The sequence below is a fragment of the Neptuniibacter marinus genome (assembly GCF_965223595.1).
Classification (GTDB): domain Bacteria; phylum Pseudomonadota; class Gammaproteobacteria; order Pseudomonadales; family Balneatricaceae; genus Neptuniibacter; species Neptuniibacter marinus.
The window spans coordinates 1,654,263-1,673,081 of record NZ_OZ245004.1; the positions used below are offsets into that span (position 1 = coordinate 1,654,263).

General features: G+C 44.5%; 19 protein-coding genes. 17 read left to right on the top strand and 2 right to left on the bottom strand.

Translation table 11 applies throughout. From position 1 onward, the window contains the following. Window positions 1-92: 92 nt before the first annotated feature. The 17 genes from glnT (at window position 93) to ACOQOE_RS07715 (ending at window position 16,793) form a co-directional block, all read left to right on the top strand. Window positions 93-1,424, top strand: coding sequence for a type III glutamate--ammonia ligase (gene glnT / locus ACOQOE_RS07635; RefSeq protein WP_156473697.1), 1,332 nt, complete (start codon window positions 93-95; stop codon window positions 1,422-1,424). Window positions 1,425-1,462: 38 nt separating this feature from the next. Beyond that, window positions 1,463-2,365, top strand: coding sequence for a class II glutamine amidotransferase (locus tag ACOQOE_RS07640; protein ID WP_420555371.1), 903 nt, complete (start codon window positions 1,463-1,465; stop codon window positions 2,363-2,365). A gap of 23 nt (window positions 2,366-2,388) precedes the next feature. Continuing rightward, window positions 2,389-3,072 carry a protein glxC gene (locus ACOQOE_RS07645; protein ID WP_067866871.1) on the top strand — a complete coding sequence of 228 codons (684 nt, stop codon included), beginning with the start codon at window positions 2,389-2,391 and terminating at the stop codon, window positions 3,070-3,072. Between the two features lie 25 nt (window positions 3,073-3,097). Continuing rightward, window positions 3,098-4,426: an FMN-binding glutamate synthase family protein gene (locus tag ACOQOE_RS07650; RefSeq protein WP_420555372.1), complete on the top strand. Its 1,329-nt coding sequence runs from the start codon at window positions 3,098-3,100 to the stop codon at window positions 4,424-4,426. Between the two features lie 118 nt (window positions 4,427-4,544). Next, window positions 4,545-5,411, top strand: a complete 867-nt coding sequence (gene purU / locus ACOQOE_RS07655; protein WP_067866875.1) for a formyltetrahydrofolate deformylase — start codon at window positions 4,545-4,547, stop codon at window positions 5,409-5,411. A gap of 11 nt (window positions 5,412-5,422) precedes the next feature. Next, window positions 5,423-6,307, top strand: coding sequence for a bifunctional methylenetetrahydrofolate dehydrogenase/methenyltetrahydrofolate cyclohydrolase FolD (folD, locus tag ACOQOE_RS07660; RefSeq protein ID WP_067866877.1), 885 nt, complete (start codon window positions 5,423-5,425; stop codon window positions 6,305-6,307). 99 nt (window positions 6,308-6,406) lie between these two features. Next, a complete protein-coding gene (locus ACOQOE_RS07665; protein WP_067866878.1) occupies window positions 6,407-7,654 on the top strand; it encodes an FAD-dependent oxidoreductase in 1,248 nt (415 codons plus the stop codon). A gap of 18 nt (window positions 7,655-7,672) precedes the next feature. After that, complete coding sequence (locus tag ACOQOE_RS07670; protein WP_067866880.1) at window positions 7,673-7,975, top strand: sarcosine oxidase subunit delta; 303 nt, start codon at window positions 7,673-7,675, stop codon at window positions 7,973-7,975. Continuing rightward, window positions 7,972-10,875, top strand: a complete 2,904-nt coding sequence (locus ACOQOE_RS07675) for a 2Fe-2S iron-sulfur cluster-binding protein (protein WP_420555373.1) — start codon at window positions 7,972-7,974, stop codon at window positions 10,873-10,875. The genes ACOQOE_RS07670 and ACOQOE_RS07675 overlap by 4 nt, the downstream gene beginning before the upstream one ends. 2 nt (window positions 10,876-10,877) lie before the next feature. Further along, complete coding sequence (locus tag ACOQOE_RS07680; RefSeq protein ID WP_067866884.1) at window positions 10,878-11,549, top strand: hypothetical protein; 672 nt, start codon at window positions 10,878-10,880, stop codon at window positions 11,547-11,549. Between the two features lie 330 nt (window positions 11,550-11,879). Then, window positions 11,880-12,407 (top strand): dimethylamine monooxygenase subunit DmmA family protein, encoded by a 528-nt coding sequence (locus ACOQOE_RS07685; RefSeq protein ID WP_420555374.1) that lies wholly within the window; start codon window positions 11,880-11,882, stop codon window positions 12,405-12,407. After that, window positions 12,407-13,354 carry a PDR/VanB family oxidoreductase gene (locus tag ACOQOE_RS07690; protein WP_420555375.1) on the top strand — a complete coding sequence of 316 codons (948 nt, stop codon included), beginning with the start codon at window positions 12,407-12,409 and terminating at the stop codon, window positions 13,352-13,354. Before ACOQOE_RS07685 ends, ACOQOE_RS07690 begins: the two co-directional genes overlap by 1 nt. 12 nt (window positions 13,355-13,366) lie before the next feature. After that, window positions 13,367-14,386 (top strand): heme-dependent oxidative N-demethylase family protein, encoded by a 1,020-nt coding sequence (locus ACOQOE_RS07695; RefSeq protein ID WP_420555376.1) that lies wholly within the window; start codon window positions 13,367-13,369, stop codon window positions 14,384-14,386. Between the two features lie 138 nt (window positions 14,387-14,524). Further along, a complete protein-coding gene (locus ACOQOE_RS07700; RefSeq protein WP_067866892.1) occupies window positions 14,525-14,839 on the top strand; it encodes a DMT family transporter in 315 nt (104 codons plus the stop codon). Between the two features lie 23 nt (window positions 14,840-14,862). After that, window positions 14,863-15,354, top strand: a complete 492-nt coding sequence (locus tag ACOQOE_RS07705) for a GNAT family N-acetyltransferase (protein ID WP_420555377.1) — start codon at window positions 14,863-14,865, stop codon at window positions 15,352-15,354. Between the two features lie 199 nt (window positions 15,355-15,553). Further along, complete coding sequence (locus tag ACOQOE_RS07710; protein WP_067866894.1) at window positions 15,554-16,444, top strand: dienelactone hydrolase family protein; 891 nt, start codon at window positions 15,554-15,556, stop codon at window positions 16,442-16,444. A gap of 37 nt (window positions 16,445-16,481) precedes the next feature. Further along, window positions 16,482-16,793, top strand: a complete 312-nt coding sequence (locus tag ACOQOE_RS07715; protein ID WP_420555378.1) for an EthD family reductase — start codon at window positions 16,482-16,484, stop codon at window positions 16,791-16,793. Window positions 16,794-16,873: 80 nt separating this feature from the next. On the opposite strand, the gene ACOQOE_RS07720 is transcribed toward ACOQOE_RS07715, so the two are convergent. Together ACOQOE_RS07720 and ACOQOE_RS07725 are read right to left on the bottom strand one after the other, a co-directional pair. Continuing rightward, window positions 16,874-17,221, bottom strand: coding sequence for a cupin domain-containing protein (locus ACOQOE_RS07720; RefSeq protein WP_067866898.1), 348 nt, complete (start codon window positions 17,219-17,221; stop codon window positions 16,874-16,876). Window positions 17,222-17,286: 65 nt separating this feature from the next. Beyond that, the gene (locus ACOQOE_RS07725) at window positions 17,287-18,651 is read right to left on the bottom strand and encodes an NAD(P)-binding domain-containing protein (protein WP_420555379.1); all 1,365 of its coding nucleotides are present in this window, start codon (window positions 18,649-18,651) and stop codon (window positions 17,287-17,289) included. Between the last annotated feature and the right edge of the window lie 168 nt (window positions 18,652-18,819).

The window sequence follows — 18,819 nt, forward strand, 5'->3', positions numbered from 1 at the left end:
CTTTCCTATTAGGTAAGTAAATTTACTGAAAAGAATATTTCTATTGGTGAATGCATCTATAAAATGTTAGAGATTAAGCGGAGTGCTAAATAATGTCTTTAGATATTGATAAGTTTATTAGTGAAAATGAGATCAAATATATCCTCGCTCAGTTCGTCGATATTCATGGCGTAGCCAAGACCAAATCGGTGCCTGCCCACTGTCTGATGGATGTTGTTAATAAAGGTGCAGGCTTTGCCGGTTTTGCGGTATGGGGCTTAGGTATGGAGCCTCATGGGCCTGACTTTATGGCGCGAGGTGATCTCGATACGCTCTCTATTGTTCCTTGGCAACCAGGCTATGCACGTCTTGTATGTGATGGTTATGTTAATGATGAACCTTATATCTATGACAGTCGTGTTGTACTTAAGCGACAGATACAGTTATTGACTGATAAAGGTTGGACCTTGAATACAGGGCTTGAGCCAGAGTTCTCTTTGTTTAAGCGTGATGAAAGCGGCAACCTTCAGACGGTTGATGATACTGATGTACTGGATAAGCCTTGTTATGACTATAAAGGTTTATCCCGTTCCCGTGAGTTTTTGGAAACCTTAGTGGAATCCTTACAAAAGGTTGATTTTGATGTTTATCAAATCGATCACGAAGATGCGAATGGTCAATTTGAAATCAATTATACCTACGGCGACGCACTTGAATCCGCCGACCGCTTCACATTTGTGCGTATGGCAGCAGGCGAGATTGCAAACGACCTTGGAATGATCTGCTCATTTATGCCTAAGCCTGCGTCTGATCGTACAGGTAACGGTATGCATTTCCATCTTTCTATTACCGATGATGAGGGTAAAAACCTTTTCAACGATGATAGCGATGTAAATGGTATGGGCTTGTCGAAAATGGCTTATCACTTTACCGCCGGACTACTTCATCATGCTAAAGCATTGTGTGCGATTGCTGCTCCGACGGTTAACTCCTACAAACGTCTTGTTGTTGGTGGTTCAGCTTCCGGTGCCACATGGGCTCCTGCTTATATTGCGTATGGTGATAATAACCGATCTGCAATGGTGCGTATCCCTTATGGCCGTCTTGAATTTCGTCTTCCTGATTCCGGTTGTAACCCTTACCTAGTGCACGCTGCTTTGATCGCTGCGGGACTTGATGGTATCGAGCGCGAGCTTGACCCAGGTGAACCGAAAAACATTAATCTTTACGCCCTGACTCCTGAAGAGCGTGAAGCTGAAGGTATTGAAATTCTTCCACAGAACTTAAATGAAGCTCTAGACGCATTGGAAGCCGACACTGTTTTGACTGAGCGTTTAGGTAAAGAAGTTGTGGGTGAGTTCCTGAAAATTAAGCGTGCTGAGTGGATCGACTATAGCCGCCATGTGTCCGATTGGGAAACCAAACGTTACGCAGAATTCTTCTAAAATTTTATGTGATTGGACAAGATTACGAGGGTTTATATATGTGTGGAATTGTCGGCCTTTATTTGAAAAACAAGGCATTAGAAAGCCAGCTGGGTGCGCTTTTTACACCAATGCTTATTGCGATGACAGATCGTGGCCCTGATAGCGCTGGTTTTGCAATTTATGGTGATGAGGTGCCGGATGGCTCAACTAAACTGACCCTTAGACATATTGATGAAAATTATGACTGGGGCAGTTTGGCGGGCAGTATTAAGGATGATCTAGACGTCACCGTAGATTGGTTTAAAAACAGCAAAGTTGCTGTGTTTAAAGTGGGATGCGAAGCGGAGGTTATTCAGAATTACCTTGCTGAAAAAGAGGCTGATATTCTTATTTTAAGTGCAGGTCAGTCTATAGAGATTCTTAAAGAGGTCGGTTTACCTGAAAATATCGCTGATACATTTAACTTAGTGAGTATGAAAGGGAGCCACATTATCGGTCATACACGTATGGCGACTGAATCTGCGGTAACAATGGAAGGTAGTCATCCTTTTTCAACAGGCCAAGATCTTTGCTTGGTTCATAACGGCTCCCTATCTAACCACAACCGTTTGCGTGAAGAGTTAAAGCGGGAAGGTGTGACATTCCAAACGGAAAATGATTCAGAAGTAGCAGCGGGTTACCTAACTAATCGTTTACGTAAAGGCAATACGTTGAATGAAGCACTGCAAGGCGCACTTAAAGATCTGGACGGTTTCTTCACATTTACAATCGGTACACGAGATGGCTTCGCTGTAGTGCGTGATCCTATTGCATGTAAGCCTGCAGTGATGGCTGAAACTGATGATTATGTTGCCATGGCTTCAGAGTATCAGGCGTTAACAACATTGCCGGGCATAGAGAATGCCAAGGTGTGGGAGCCAGAGCCTGAAACAATTTATGTTTGGGAACGTGATCAGTAAGTGTGGAATTAAGGAATAAAACGATGAAGACAATTGATTTGCAAGAACACACAGTTCGAGACCTTAACCAAGCCTTACATGATCAGGCTGGGGAGTGCACGATTCGTGAGTGGGAGGTACTTGAGCCTAAAGGTCAGCACAATATTGCTTGTGGATTGGACCAGAGCCTAGCCGTGGATATTAAAGGTCATGCGGGGTATTTCTGCGCAGGTATGAATAAGAAAGCCCATGTCACTATTTTTGGTAATGCCGGTCAAGGTGTTGCTGAAAACATGATGTCGGGCACTGTACGCGTAAAAGGTGATGCCTCTCAAGCGGCCGGTGCTACAGCCCACGGTGGGTTGCTAGTGATTGAAGGTAATGCCGGTGCCCGATGTGGTATTTCCATGAAAGGTGTAGACATTATTGTTAAAGGCAATGTAGGCCATATGAGCTGCTTTATGGGCCAAGCTGGTTCACTTGTTGTCTGCGGGGATGCAGGTGATGCCTTGGGAGATTCCCTCTATGAAACACATATCTATGTTAAAGGTAGCGTTAAATCTTTAGGGGCTGACTGCATCGAAAAAGAGATGCGCGAAGAGCATATTGAAGAGTTAACAGAGCTGCTTAATCGTGCGGGTGTAGAAGAAGATCCAACAGCATTTAAACGTTATGGCTCAGCTCGCCAACTTTATAACTTTAAAGTCGATAACGCGTCTGCGTACTAACAGCTGAATCATCGAGGACAGAATTATGAGTGAAGATATTAATGTAAAAGATGGCCTACGTGAGTCAGCGACCTTTGATCGTACAACAATGACTGAGATTCGTCGTGCGGCAGAAACTGGTATTTACGATATTCGTGGTTTTGGTGCTAAGCGAAAGCTGCCACATTTTGATGATCTGCTGTTTTTAGGCGCTAGTATGTCCCGCTACCCACTGGAAGGGTACCGTGAAAAATGTAATACCTCGGTTACTTTAGGCTCTCGTTTTGCTAAAAAGCCGATTGTGATCGATATTCCCGTAACGATTGCCGGTATGAGTTTTGGTGCGTTATCCGCTAATGCAAAGGAAGCGCTGGGCCGTGGTGCCTCAATCATGGGTACATCGACCACAACCGGCGATGGTGGTATGACATCGGAAGAGCGTGGTCAGTCTAGTAAATTGGTGTATCAATACTTGCCATCCCGTTACGGCATGAATCCTGATGACTTACGTAAAGCGGATGCGATTGAAGTTGTACTAGGACAAGGTGCAAAACCCGGCGGTGGCGGTATGCTGCTTGGTCAGAAAATCACTGACCGCGTAGCTAAAATGCGTACCTTACCTATGGGTGTAGACCAGCGTTCTGCCTGCCGTCATCCAGATTGGACAGGCCCTGATGACTTAGCCATTAAGATTCAAGAACTGCGTGAAATCACTGATTGGCAAGTGCCGATTTATATCAAAGTGGGTGCTACCCGTACTTACTATGATGTGAAATTAGCGGTTAAAGCCGGTGCGGATGTGATCGTTGTTGATGGTATGCAAGGTGGTACCGCGGCGACTCAGGATGTCTTTATTGAACATGTAGGTATCCCAACATTGGCGGCGATCCCACAAGCGGTTCAAGCGCTACAAGAGATGGGCATGCACCGTAAAGTTCAGTTGATTGTCTCCGGTGGTATTCGCAACGGTGCCGATGTTGCTAAATGTATGGCATTAGGTGCTGATGCGGTCGCAATTGGTACGGCTGCTTTAGTTGCTTTAGGTTGTAACCACCCTAAGTATGATGAGGAGTTTAAGCAGATAGGTTCGGCTGCTGGCTTTTATGATGATTACCATGAAGGCAAAGACCCTGCCGGTATCTCTACCCAAAATCCTGATTTAATGAAGCGTTTAGATCCTGTTGAAGCCGGTCGTAAACTCGCTAACTACCTCAATGTGTTGACCTTAGAAGCACAAACTTTAGCCCGTGCCTGCGGTAAGAATGACTTACGTAACTTAGAGCCGGAAGATCTTGTAGCCCTTACGGTTGAGTCCGCAGCAATGGCACGTGTTCCACTCGCGGGTACAAGCTGGGTGCCTGGTCAGAAATACTAAATAACCCATGTTTTAAATAGCGATACCGTGAGATGAAAATTCATCTCACGTGGCTTTCTGCATCTTAAAACAGCATTTAACAGACTTTAAGGAGGGGCCTTTTAGGGTCACTTTTGAAATGAAAAGTACAGATACTAACGAATTTATTCTTAAAACCAATTGTGTCGCAGGTAGTGGAATAGTCGCTGCTGTGTCCTCTTTTCTATCTGAAAGAGGTTGTTATATCAGTGAAATGAACCAGTTTGATGATCCTGAAAGTGGTCAGTTTTTTATGAGGATGCGATTTCATGTGGAATCAGGCGAATATGAGTTAGAAAAGCTGTCAGCAGAGTTTGTGGCTATCTCTGAGAAGTTCAAGATGGATTGGCGAATGGTGGCCGCGAATGCACCTACCAAGACATTGATCATGGTGAGTAAGTTTGATCACTGTTTGGATGATTTAATGTACCGCTTGCACAAAGGTGAGATCAATATGGAGATCACTGCCATTGTTTCCAATCACAAAGATTTACGTCCAATGGCCGAGCGAGAGGGTATCCGCTTCATTCACTTACCAGTGACTAAAGATAATAAGCCCGAACAGGAGCAGGCATTGTTAGACGTTGTTGAAGAGACCGGCACTGAGTTGGTTGTTTTAGCACGCTATATGCAGATCCTTTCGGATAATTTATGTAAAGAGTTGAGTGGCCGTGCAATCAATATTCACCACTCATTCCTACCCGGTTTTAAAGGGGCTAAACCTTATCATCAAGCCCATACCCGCGGCGTTAAATTAATCGGTGCTACCGCTCACTATGTTACGTCGGACCTTGATGAAGGGCCTATCATTGAGCAGTCTGTTCAGCCCGTTGATCACACCTATAGTCCAGAAGCGTTGGTCGCTGTAGGTCGTGATACTGAAACCGTTGCGCTTGCGCGTGCCGTAAAGCGTCATGTTGATCACCGAGTTTTTCTTGATGGCAACAAAACCGTTGTCTTTAAGTAGGAGAGATAAGCATGACCGTATTAATTAATGGCAAGCTGATCTCCCAGCAAGTGATCGACAAAACAGCTGAAGAGGTTACAGCCTTTGATGAGCGTTTCGGCCTAGCGCCGGGTCTTGCTGTTGTGCTTGTGGGCGAAGATCCCGCGAGTCAGGTTTATGTACGGAATAAAGTGAAACGTGCAGAAGAGGTTGGAATTAGGTCGTTGGAGTATAAGTTGCCAGCCGATAGTTCGCAGGCGATGTTGAATGACCTAATCCAAACACTCAACGCAGATCCTAGTGTTCATGGCATTTTGGTACAGCTGCCGCTGCCTAACCATCTGAATGAAGAGGAAGTTCTATTAGATATAGATCCTGCTAAGGATGTTGATGGCTTCCACCCTCTAAATGTTGGCGCATTAGCCTGCGGGGAGGCATCGCTTGTTCCCTGTACGCCTATGGGCTGCATGATCATGTTAGAACATGTACACCAGGATCTTAGTGGTAAAAGGGCGGTTGTTATCGGTCGATCCAATATTGTTGGAAAGCCCATGGCTGCACTGTTATTACAAGCAAACTGCACGGTTACGATTGTGCATTCACGGACGAAAGATATTGAGTCGATCTGTTCGCAGGCAGATATCGTTGTGGCGGCCATTGGTCGCCCAGAGATGGTTAAAGCCAGCTGGATTAAACCGGGGGCGACCGTGATCGATGTTGGTATTAATGCCATCGAGCGGGATGGCAAACGTAAGCTTGTGGGTGACGTCGATTTTGCCGACGTTGAACCTGTTACTAGTGCTATTACGCCGGTTCCTGGAGGGGTAGGTCCTATGACGATTGCTTGCTTAATGAAAAACACAGTTCAAGCAGCGTTAGATCAAGAACTGAAACGTCAGGCTTTTTTAGCGCAGTAATTACAGTAAAAACAGGCATCAAAGCATATATCGAGCTAATAGATTGTGCATTGATTCGATTTTCTCACTGAGCGATATGACATTTAAGGAGGGAGAGGAATGCCTTTCTCACTATTAAAATATGGTCTAAATAAAGACTATCCGTTTGAACAGCACGCGGATTTACCAAAGCCAACTGTGCTGAAGTCTCATTATGATGTCGTTATTATCGGCGGTGGGGGGCATGGTGTTGCCACCGCTTATTACCTAGCTAAGTATCACGGTATCAATAATGTTGCGATCTTAGAAAAAAGCTATTTAGGTGGTGGTAATACGGCCCGTAATACAGCGGTTATTCGTTCGAACTATCTCACCTCGGAAGGGGTTAAGTTTTACAGTGAATCGGTCAAACTCTTTAAGGAGTTATCCAATGAGTTTGATTTCAATATTATGTATTCACAACGCGGACAGCTGACACTTGCACATACTGATGCGGCGGTGCGCGGCTTTCGTCAACGAGCAGAAGTTAATAAACATTTTGGCGGTAAGACTGAGCTGATTGATCCTCAACAGATCAGAGAGCTTGTACCGACCTTAAATATGAATCCTGCCGATATGCCGGTACTAGCAGGTTTGTGGCATATGGATGGTGCAACAGCTCGCCATGATGCGGTGGCTTGGGGTTATGCCAAAGGCGCTACACAGAGAGGCGTTGAGTTACATCAGTTGACAGAGGTAACTGATGTTATTGTCGAGCAGGGCAAAGTTACGGGCGTTAAAACCAACCGCGGTAATGTGAGCTGTGGCTGTGTAGTGCAAGCGGTGGCGGGTCATAGTTCGCTTTTAGCTGCAAAAGCCGGCTTTAAAATGCCGATCACAACTTTCCCATTACAGGCGATGGTAACTCAGCCTGTTAAACCGTTTTTAGACCCACTAGTCAGTTCTCCATCCTTGCATTGCTATGTTCAGCAAACAGGGCGTGGCGAATTAGTTTTTGGCGGCGGCTCCGATCCTTATCCTTTATATAGCACCCGTTCAACCATGGATTTAAAAGAGAGCTTATTAGCCAACGCAGTCGAGCTCTTTCCCTTTATGGCCAATATGCGGTTAATGCGCCAATGGGCGGGTCTAACGGATATAACATCCGATTACAGCCCGATTATGGGACTGAGCCCCGTGGACAACTACTATCTTGATGCGGGATGGGGTACTTGGGGATTTAAATCAACACCGATTTGCGGCAAATCAATGGCTGAGATGGTGGCGAGTGGCGGCAAGGTGCCTGAGCTTATTAAGCCCTTCTCTATGGATCGCTTCAACTCCTTCCGCCAAGTTAACGAAATGGGCGCGACTGCGGCTAGCCACTGATTGGATGAGGTAAGAATTATGAAAATGATGAATTGCCCATTAAACGGGCTACGAAATATAAGTGAGTTTGTGCATGGGGGCGAGGTGAAAGAGATGCCTGATCCCAATAGTTGCAGTGATAAAGAGTGGGCTGATTACGTCTTCTTCTCTGACAATGCCATCTCTGTAGTAACCGAGTGGTGGTTGCATGCACCTTCTGGTTATTGGTTTATTGCTGAACGGCATACCGGAAGCGATGAAATTTTAAAAACCTATGACCCTTCAGTACTTTTTAGTGAACGTGTTGAGTTTAGTGCACCTGCGACGGAGGTTAAGGCATGAATGATACCAATATGCGCTTAAATGCCCCAATGGGGTTGTTGCTTAATCGTAATGAGCAGGTTGAGTTTCTTTTTGAAGGGCAGCGTTATCAAGGTTATGCAGGTGATTGTATTGCCAGTGCATTATTAGCTAATGATCGTTGGTTGATGTCCCGTTCTTTCAAATACCATCGCCCTCGTGGGCCTTTAACTATGGCGGGGCAAGATGCCAATACCTTAGTCCAGCTCGGTGGTGATCCAAATGCGTTGGCAGATAGAACGGCCATTGCACCGAATATGCAGATCGAAGGGCAGAATTACAACGGTACTCTAGATAAAGACCGTGATGCTATTCTGGGTAATTTTGGCCGTTTTATGCCTGTAGGTTTCTACTACCGCTCATTTTTTAAACCTATGGGTGTTTGGGATAAATGGGAAGGTTATATTCGCGAAAAAGCGGGTTTAGGTAAGTTAGATCTGAACTTTAAGCCAGAATATTATGATAAAAAATATCTCTTCACCGATGTTATGGTGGTTGGCTCAGGCCCTGCGGGTTTAAGTGCTGCGCTTAAGGCAGCGGACGGTGGTGCTAAGGTTTTATTGGTTGAAGAGATGCCGTTAATGGGTGGCGCTTTAGCCTATAACCGTTTTGATATAGAGGGCATCACGGCTGATCGCTTACGTACAGAACTGATCGCAAAAGTAGAAGAGCATGACAATATCACCGTTATGGTCGATACCGTGTGTAATGCATGGTTTACCGATAACTATTTACCTTTGATTCAAGGTAAGCGCCTATTCAAGGTGAGGGCCAAAGAGTGCGTTATCGCCTCGGGTGCTTACGAACAGCACGTTGTATTCCGTAATAATGACCTCCCGGGTGTTGTTATGTGTAGTGCCGCTACGCGGATGATGAAGCTTTATGCCATTAAACCGGGTGAGAGCTCTGTTGTATTAACCGGTAATGATGATGGCTATTTGACGGCCTTAGAGCTTAGCGATCAAGGGGTGAATGTTAAAGCGGTCGTTGATATGCGTGAAGGTGTCGCAACGCCTGAGTTGATCGATGCTTTATCTGAGCGTGATATCACCTTGCATCAAGGCTATACCGTGTATGAAGCACTTGCAGAAAAGGGCAATAAACGCATTAAAGGGGTGGATGTTCGTAAAATCACCGCTAAAGGTGAGGTCGGTAACGCCAGCCGTATTATTGACTGTGATCTGCTCTGTATGTCGGCCGGTTATATGCCTGCTTACCAGCTGTTATGCCAAGCAGGTGCACAGCTTAGTTATGCGGATGAGTTGGCTGAATTTACTTTGTCAAAGCTGCCGGAGCATCTACATATTGCCGGTTCCGTGAACGGTATACACCAGTTAGATTCAGTAGTCGCCGATGGGCAACGGGCTGCCCAGCTTGCTTTGAATAACTTAAACCTTAGTGATGAACTGCCTGGCAAAGTTAGCTGTAGTGTTAAGCCGAATTTTGATTGGCCGATCTTTAGCCATCCTAAAGGTAAAGACTTTGTCGATTTTGATGAAGATCTACAGGCGAAAGATATAGTCAATGCGACGCGATTAGGCTATCGCGATATACAGCTGGTTAAACGTTTCTCCACAGTGGGTATGGGGCCTTCACAAGGACGGCACTCTGCGCTACCGACGGCTCGTTTAGTTGCAAACTCAACAGATAGAACGGTAACTGAAACCGGTGTGACAACGGCCAGACCTCCGTTTGCGCCGGAGAAACTTGCACATATTGCCGGTCGTATATTTGATCCTTACCGTCGTACACCTATGCATCATCGACACCTTGAATTAGGGGCCAAAATGATCCCTGCAGGTAATTGGAGGCGTCCGGCCTTTTATGGTGATCCCAATAAGCGAGATGCGTGTATCCATGCGGAATCGGTACATGTGCGGAATAAAGTAGGTTTGATCGATGTTAGTACATTAGGGGGTATTGAGTTAAAAGGCCCTGATGCGGCAGAGTTTATGAATCGTATCTATACCTTTGCTTTTTTAAAGCAGCCAGTCGGTAAAACGCGCTATGCGGTATACACCAATGAGCATGGTGTAGTGATTGATGATGGTGTTGCCTGTCGAATAGCTGAGGACCACTTTTACGTGACTGCCACAACCAGTGGAGTTGACCGTGTTTATCGAGATATGACTAAGTGGAATACTCAATGGCGTTTAGATGTAGATATTCTGAATGTGACTTCAGCTTATTGTGCTGTGAACTTAGCGGGACCTGACGCTCGTAAAGTGCTAGAAAAGTTAGTCACAGGTACCGACCTTTCGCCGGAAGGTTTTCCATTTTTGGCATACGGTGAAGCTGATGTGGCAGGTATTCCTGCACGCTTGCTCCGTGTGGGCTTTGTGGGTGAGTTGGGTTATGAGATTCATGTACCGTCACGCTATGGCGAAGCTTTATGGGATCTGCTGATGGAAGCGGGCGAAGCGTTTGATATCAAACCTTTTGGTGTTGAAACCCAACGTTTATTACGTCTTGAAAAAGGCCACGTTATTGTTAGCCAAGATACGGATGGAATGAGCCATCCAGGAGAGCTATCAATGAATTGGGCGGTTAATAGGAAGAAACCTTTCTTTGTTGGTTGTCGCTCAGTGGATATTGTTATGGCGCAGCCTCAAACACGTAAGTTGGTAGGTTTTGCTTTACCGGCAGAGAGTAAAAAACCTGAGGAGGGGCATCTTGTATTAGAAGGTGATGGGATTACCGGTAATGTCACTTCATGTGAATACTCTCCAGCGATGAAGAAAATAGTGGGTTTGGCTTTTGCTGGTATTAATTCTAGCGAACCTGGCGACAAAATTAGTATCCGTGTTGATGGTCAGATTGTCGAAGCAGAGGTGGTTAGTCTGCCGTTTTATGATCCAAACAATGCAAGACAGGAGATGTAGTGATGGAAGAGATAACGAAGAACATTGTTAAGCCAGAGACTTATCTTGCCCGTAGCCCATTGTATAGAGTACATGAAGCAGCGGGTGCACACTTTGAAGCGTGCGCTTCTGCAGCTCAAGTTGCCTCTTATGGTGATCAGTCTGAACCTCTTGCTGCCTTAATTGACCTGTCGGTACAGCATAGGTTTGGAATACGAGGCGCCAATGCTATAGCCGCGTTGAGTGCGGCGGGTTTATCGGTTCCGGAAAAGCCAAACCAATGTTTGAATTCAGCTAATGGTGAGACTGTATTGCGTCTTGGCAAAACTGAGTTTTGGGTATTAGGGGCGATGGAGAGCGGTACCTGCTCGGCGGATTCTAGTGCATTTGCCGATTGTTATCCGGTTTATTGCCAAGATAGTCATGCATGCTTACTACTGAGTGGTGAGCAGCTGCCTGATATTATGGCCAAGCTTTGTGGTGTTGACCTGTCTGAATCGGTGTTTCCTAAAGGCTCTATAGCACAAACCTCTGTTGCAAGAATTAATGCGATTATCAGCCATCTACCGGATAAAGAAGGTACTCACTTTGTCATTTTATGTGATAGCGCAGCGGCTGAATACCTTTGGGCTTGTCTGTTGGATGCAATGGATGAGTTTGGAGGTAAAGCAGCGGGTCTGAATTATCTTTTTTAAACTTGGTTGGTAAGTACTTCTTGTTAAAAATCAATTAGTAACCTCTTGGCAATTTATACATGTTGTTGAGGTGGATCTATTACCCCCAAATCGATTACTGGTTCCCAGCTGATGTCGATTTAACCCCCCAACCGGCGCTCTGCCTCTGTGCATAGTGTCGGTTTTTTATGTCAGCCATTTTATTTTTAAAAACCTACCCCTTTTGGGGTACCCAATGAAGAGAATTGTGTTGGCGTGGCTAATGGTAAATATTGTTCCTATTGAAACCTTAATTAATTGTCACTAGAAGGTGGCGGTAAATCTTAACTGGATTGTTACTTGGAGGTCATTATGGAGCCTGAAAGTGTTTCTGTTGTTACAAGTAAGCCTATTTATAGATCTGAGATAAGTGATGCTCCTTGTGCATATAGCCTGTTTATTTGTGAACAATTAAGCACTGCTTTTTCAGATCTATATCAGAGCAAAACCGTAGCTAAAAAAGATCTTGTTGATGACGGGGATCTAGACAGTGTTAAGGGTCAACTAGTGACCTTGTTAAGCGATGCCTCAGCGGCCACCTTGGTTTACTTATCAGGTACAGAAAAGTACATGTGGTTAGTGGGGGAGCAGTTAAAAGCTTTAGGCGTGACAGAAGATCAGATGGTTATGCTGCCGCCTTTGAATACGGAACGTAGTGTTTTTTGCTGCCACTGTTATACGGTAACCGATCATGTAGTAACAGCCCCAGCAACCTGCGCAGGATGCGGAAAACTGTTAGCTGTTACCGATCATTTTGCTAAATCACATGCGGCGTATTTTGGTTATCAAGTCAATGCAGAAAACGTGACTGAGATCCCAGAAAGTGTGGAGTTAAGCTAATGAGTAATCAAATAAAAGTAGAAGTAGCCAGTATTTGCCAAGTAGCTCCAACCATCCGCGAATTTACCTTAGAAGCTATAGATGATGGGCTCTATCCTTTTTCGCCGGGTGCACATGTTGTTGTTGAGATGCCGAGTGCAAAGAAGATATATAAAAACGCATACTCCCTGTTGAGTGACCCTGCGGATACCAATCGTTACCGTATAGCCGTTCGTTTACAGGAGGCGTCTAGGGGCGGCTCTATCTATATGCATGAGCAGGTAAAGGTCGGCGATCAATTACTAATTAGTCCACCTTCAAATTTGTTTTCTCCCTTCTGGCTAGCTAAAAAACACTTGATGTTAGCTGGGGGCGTTGGGGTGACACCCTTTATGTCATATATCCCTGAAATGCTTCGTCGTAATGCTGATTTTGAACTTCATTATATGTATCGCAGTTTGCAAACCGGCGCTTATAAAAATGAGCTTTCTGAGCAGTTAGGCGATAAGTACTTTGGTTATGACTCTGACCGTCATACGCGCTGTGATGTTACAGAACTATTAAGCCAGCAGCCTTTAGGCACGCATATCTATATTTGCGGCCCCGAATCATTAATTCAGGCGGTGGAGGAGGCAGCACAAACCTTAGGCTTACCTGCCAGTGTTATTCATTCAGAAGAGTTTGCGGCACCTAAACCAGGGATGCCCTTTATTGCTGAAATTAAATCCAGCGGGCAGCAAGTAGAAGTCAGTGCTGAAGATAGCTTGCTAGAAGCGCTAGAAGCATCAGATATTTCCGTACCTAACTTATGTCGAGGCGGCGTTTGTGGTCAGTGTGTTTGTACTGTTGAAGAGGGCGATATAGATCACCGTGATCAATACCTCTCGGATGATGAGAAAGCGGCAGGTAAAACCATAATGCCTTGTGTTTCTCGTGCTGCGGGTGAACGTCTGGTCTTGGATATTTAAGGAGAACTAATAATGCGAGTTGCACCCAAAGAAGTTGAAACGTTCCGTGATGATTTTACTTACTCGAACAGTCCTGAGGCGATAAAACGTTTTCCTTTTCCCTTTCCTGAAGATGAGTACCGTTATTCCGTTAATATGGAGCCACATACTCCGAAAGGTGGTGAGGGCTCAGCCTATGAGCATTTTCTTGATATTGATGAGCACTACCTATCAGAAATGACTGAGCGCAAGTTAGTACTTGATGCTATGCCCCATCGTTGTCTTGCGATGGATCATATGGAGCTTGCTTGTTGGGATATGCTTGAGCGGTTAATGACGTCCTTAGCTGAAGACTATTCTGATTACTTCAAACTGACCATTGAGGGTGATCAGTGGACATGGGAAAACAAACTCCTCAATATCCACGACACTTTTACCTTTGGTGATAGTAGTACGTTACCTAAACCACCGTTGGAATATATTGGTTGCCAGGTACAGGGTGACTTTGCTCTTTTAGATCAACGCGATGGCGATCTTTTTCTCGATGCAGGAATGATCACATGTCCAGCAGATTGGTCGCTCGCGTTTGATGCTGGGATGAGCTTCAAGGAGTGGCATGGTCCTGTACCTATGGCTCATAACGAAGGTATTTTTGAGCGTGCATTGAAATATCTGACGGCCATGCAAGTGGGTAGTCCCATCCGCCGTTTAAACTGGACATTAACCGTCAACGCTCGTATGGATACCTCACCTGAAACTTATCATGAGTGGGGGCACGAAAGGACCTCTGTGACGCCGGAGAACGTCGGTGAAAAAGTTTATCTGCGTGTTGAGGTACAAGTGATGGATCGTATGCCGCGCAGTAATGCACTGATGTTTATTATCCGTACTTATCTGATTAGCTTGGAGGATATTGCCACTAATCCAGAATGGGCAAAACGGATGCATCGGACGATGAAAACACTACCCGCACCGTTGATCGAGTATAAGGGATTGAGTCGTTATCATTCGATGGTGGTTGATTACCTATCTCAATTCGATCCTGCTAATTAATCAGGATCTCCATTATAGCCCTCTTTTGAGGGCTCTATTATAAAGAAAAAATGCGTCTAATAAGGCGATGAGTGATGGGCTGAATAGCTGATCTATTTCTATCTGTATGAAAGAATATTTATTTAGAGGGTGAACTCAATGGGTTGGGTCTATTTAGCGATAGCTGGATTGATAGAGTGTGGTTGGGCTATAGGTTTAAAGTATAGTGATGGCTTTACAAGGCTTTGGCCTTCAGTAATAAGTGCGGTACTCATTGTGGTTAGCTTAGGACTTTTGTCTTTAGCTATGCGAACTATCCCCGTTGGTACCGCTTATGCTGCTTGGTCTGGTATCGGTGCTGTAGCTCTAGCGAGTTATGGGATTATATTTTTAGGAGAGTCCGGTAGCTTTGTGCGTATTTTATGTATTTTTCTGATTGTCACAGGTCTTGCTGGGCTGAAATTTTTTGAGTAAAAAATGTTTATGGACACAGAGGTATGACTTTGAAAGAGATTAAAGTGGATCTGGTTGATTACACATGTAATCAAGACACTAAGGATATGATGGATCTGCTGGCGTGCTATGCGCTCGATATTATGGGGGGAGGTGATCCTCTCAGTCAGTATACAAAGGTTAACTTGGCGTCGGAATTAGCTAAGTTGCCTCACGCCTTCTCTTTTATCTGTTACGTGGATAAGAAACCAGCTGGTCTTATCAATTGCTTCGATGCTTTCTCTACCTTTAAGTGTAAACCCATTATCAATATCCACGATGTAATTGTGCTGCCAGAGTATAGAGGCTTAGGGCTTAGCCAAATAATGCTCAAAAAAGTGGAAGAGGTGGCTGAACATAAAGGATGCTGCAAACTTACACTTGAAGTGCTCGAGGCTAATCAACCTGCACAAGCTGCCTATACCAAGTTTGGGTTTTCTGGTTATGAGTTAAATCCTAAGATAGGTCAGGCCCTTTTTTGGGAAAAAACACTTTAATCGACCTCCCTCCTATTTAGCTGAATCTAAGTTCAGCTACCTTTCTCGCGCCATATGAAGTGTGCAAAATAAAGTATGCAAAAAAAGTAATGTTGGCCACCTATTAAAACCTATTCATGAAAAAGTTTTATGTTAATGTTAAGTAGGCTTATGAGTTGTTCCCTTAATGTTAGCCTTGCTCAAGTGTGTAGGAGGTATTATGTCTGACCGTAATCAGAGTGAAATCCCACAGGCAGCGTTCGATTGGTATGATGATTATGCCCATGGGGGTATTGATCGCCGCACCTTTTTGAAAAAGTTAGGAACATTAACGGCTGTTGGTTACTCAATGACTGTATTGACCTCTGCGTTATTACCTAACTATGCCTTAGCTGAACAGGTCTCTTTTAATGATCCTGAAATATTGGCGACTTATGAAACCTTTGATTCGCCTTTAGGTCACGATGAAGGGCAGGGTTACTTAGTGGTACCTAAAAACATCTCAGGGCCGTTGCCTGTTGTGTTGGTTATCCATGAGAATCGAGGTCTTAATCCCTATATTAAAGATGTTGCTCGCCGTTTAGCTAAAGCTGGTTTTATCGCCTTTGCGCCGGATGCTCTGTTTCCTTTAGGCGGCTACCCAGGAAATGATGATGAGGGTAGGGCGATGCAGAAAAACCTTGAGCGTTCGAAAATAGAACAGGATTTTTTAGCCGCGGCTAAATTTATCAAAGCCCATCCGAACAGTAATGGCCATCTCGGCGCGGTAGGGTTTTGTTTTGGCGGTTATATTGTGAACTATTTAGCAGCCGTTGAATCTAATCTCCTTTCTGCAGGCGTGCCGTTTTATGGCACGCCAGCTGCAGCGGAATTAAGAGAGAATATTAAAGCGCCGTTGTTGGTTCAATTAGGTGAGTTGGATGAACGGGTTAATAAGACATGGCCTGATTATGAAAAAGATCTGAAGCGTTTACATGTTCCTTATGAAGTACATGTTTATAAAGGCGCTAATCATGGCTTCCATAATGACTCAACTGCTCGGTATGATAAGCCAAATGCTGAGTTAGCATGGCAACGAACTATCGAATTTTTCCAAAACAAGTTAAGTTAGTTTAGCTTATTAAGATAATCGTAAAGGTAAAATAAAAATGATAAAAGTCAGTGTGATGTACCCAAATAGTTCAGATGCGAAGTTTGACATGGATTACTACAATTCAACCCATGCACAGCTTGTATTAGATCGTTTAGGCGATACGCTAAAGAGTTTTACAGTTGATGCTGGTATCGCGGGTGGCGCACCAGGTGAAGCCCCAGGCTTTATTGCTATGGGTCATCTGGTGTATGAGTCTGTTGATGCGTTTGAAGCATCATTTGGCCCTCATGCGGAAGAGTTGCTAGGCGATATTCCTAATTTTACTAATGTGCAGCCTCAGGTTCAGATTAGTGAAATTAAGCGTTAATTAATCTATACATTAACGCTTTTCTTGTATAAGCCTGAGCTGAACATAAATGTTCAATCAGGCTTTTTTAAAAGAGTAGCTCAGAGTTTAATCGTAAAGTGTTTAAATACTTTCTCTTCTATCTCCCAAACCCCAGTAAAGCCTGCTTCAATAACAAAAGAGTCTCCAGGCGATAGCGTTACGCTCTCTCCACCATCGGGTGTTATTGTTACTTTACCTTCAATAAGATGGATATATTCCCAGCTTTTGTATTCCGCTCGGTAGCTACCTTCTGTTGCTTCCCAACATCCCGCAATCATACTGCCATCTTCTGATGTGTATTCGATCCAGGTTTTCATGGTAGGTGTGCCAGATATTTTTTCCCAGCCTTCTAAATCTGTATCAATAGAGGTCACTGTTTTATCGATAATCTTTTTTATGTAGCTCATTGTGTGATTCTCATAAATTGTAAGTGTTGGAGAATGTTTTTACTGTCTGTTACGAGTCCTGCTATTTAGCCCGCTTTTTTTACTTCCATGGTCTCTGATAGATAGGCCTCTAATGAATCATCCAAAGCGTCAATCCATGGTGTATGGTGTGGAGGAGACATAGTGCCGGTCATCAATGAGCGGTATGAGTGATCACGGAAAGTCATGATGTTTTCTTTCTTATGGTGTTTCCATTCGAGGAAGGTCTGTCGAACACCTTCAATATCGAAAGTTGGGTAATCGGTTGCTTCGATCAGTTCTAGGATGTAATCCCCTTGGAAAGTGAACATATCTTCAGCTGTTTCTTGAAGGAGTTCCCTTTCGCGCCACTCCATTGAGTTTTTGGTCATCTCCTCTTTGGATGGCAGAGGGATTCTGCCCATAATAATGTCGCGGACATACCAGGCCTGAGCATCAAACATATTGAATGTGTACCACTGATCTTGCATGCCGAGGTAGAACATCTGCGGATTATTTTCCCAGACAACACCTTTATAGAGATCTAAAGGCCATAGGCGATTGTCTGTTTTAAGGCGAAGGTCTTCAGGTAAAAATGGGAAATGGTGGAGGTAGCCGGTGCATAGAATAATAGCGTCGATCTTGTCTGAACTGCCGTCTTCAAAGTAAGCGGTGTCTGTATCAACATGAAGGAGATTGGATTTCTCTTCCCAATTTTCAGGCCATTTATAACCCATAGGGTTTGTTCTATAGCAGCTAATGAGTTTTTTTGCGCCGTATTTATAGCATTGTGAGCCGATATCCTCAGCGGAGTAGCTACTACCCACAAGGAGGATTGTTTTATCTTTAAACTCTAAGGCGTCACGGAAGTCGTGAGCATGGAGTATACGCCCGCCAAATTTCTGGAACCCTTCAAATTCAGGCACTCGAGGTGTAGAAAAATGGCCCGAGGCACAGATCACATAATCAAACTCTTCGGTATAAACTTCATCGGCATTATGGTCATGTACTGTGATAGAGAAAGTCGAAGTATCAGAGTTAAAGATAACGTCGCGTACAGGGGTATTAAAGCGGATGTAATCACGTACCCCAGCTTTTTCTACACGGCCTTTAATGTAATCCCACAAGACCTCACGAGGAGGGTAGGATGCGATCGCTTTACCGAAATGTTCTTCAAAGCTGTAATCTGCAAATTCTAAACACTCTTTAGGTCCGTTAGACCATAAGTAGCGATACATGCTGCCATGTACAGGCTCACCATTTTCGTCGAGTCCTGTCCTCCAAGTGTAGTTCCAAAGGCCGCCCCAATCGCTTTGTTTTTCAAAACAAACGATATCTGGAATCTCGGCTCCTTTTGCTTGTGCAGATTGGAAGGCTCTAAGTTGTGCTAGCCCACTTGGGCCTGCACCGATAATGGCAATGCGTTTAGTCATAAGTTTCTCCATGAAACGTCAGAATCAATGAGGAGGCTGTTGTTGATACAGCGTTATGATCTAAATTAATCAGCTTTTGGGGTTTGGAACATTCCCTTCTATGGGTAATCAAAAAGGGGTAAGGCGGTAGATATAAGTTGTAATCAGGGGTTTTGGGACTGTTGTTTT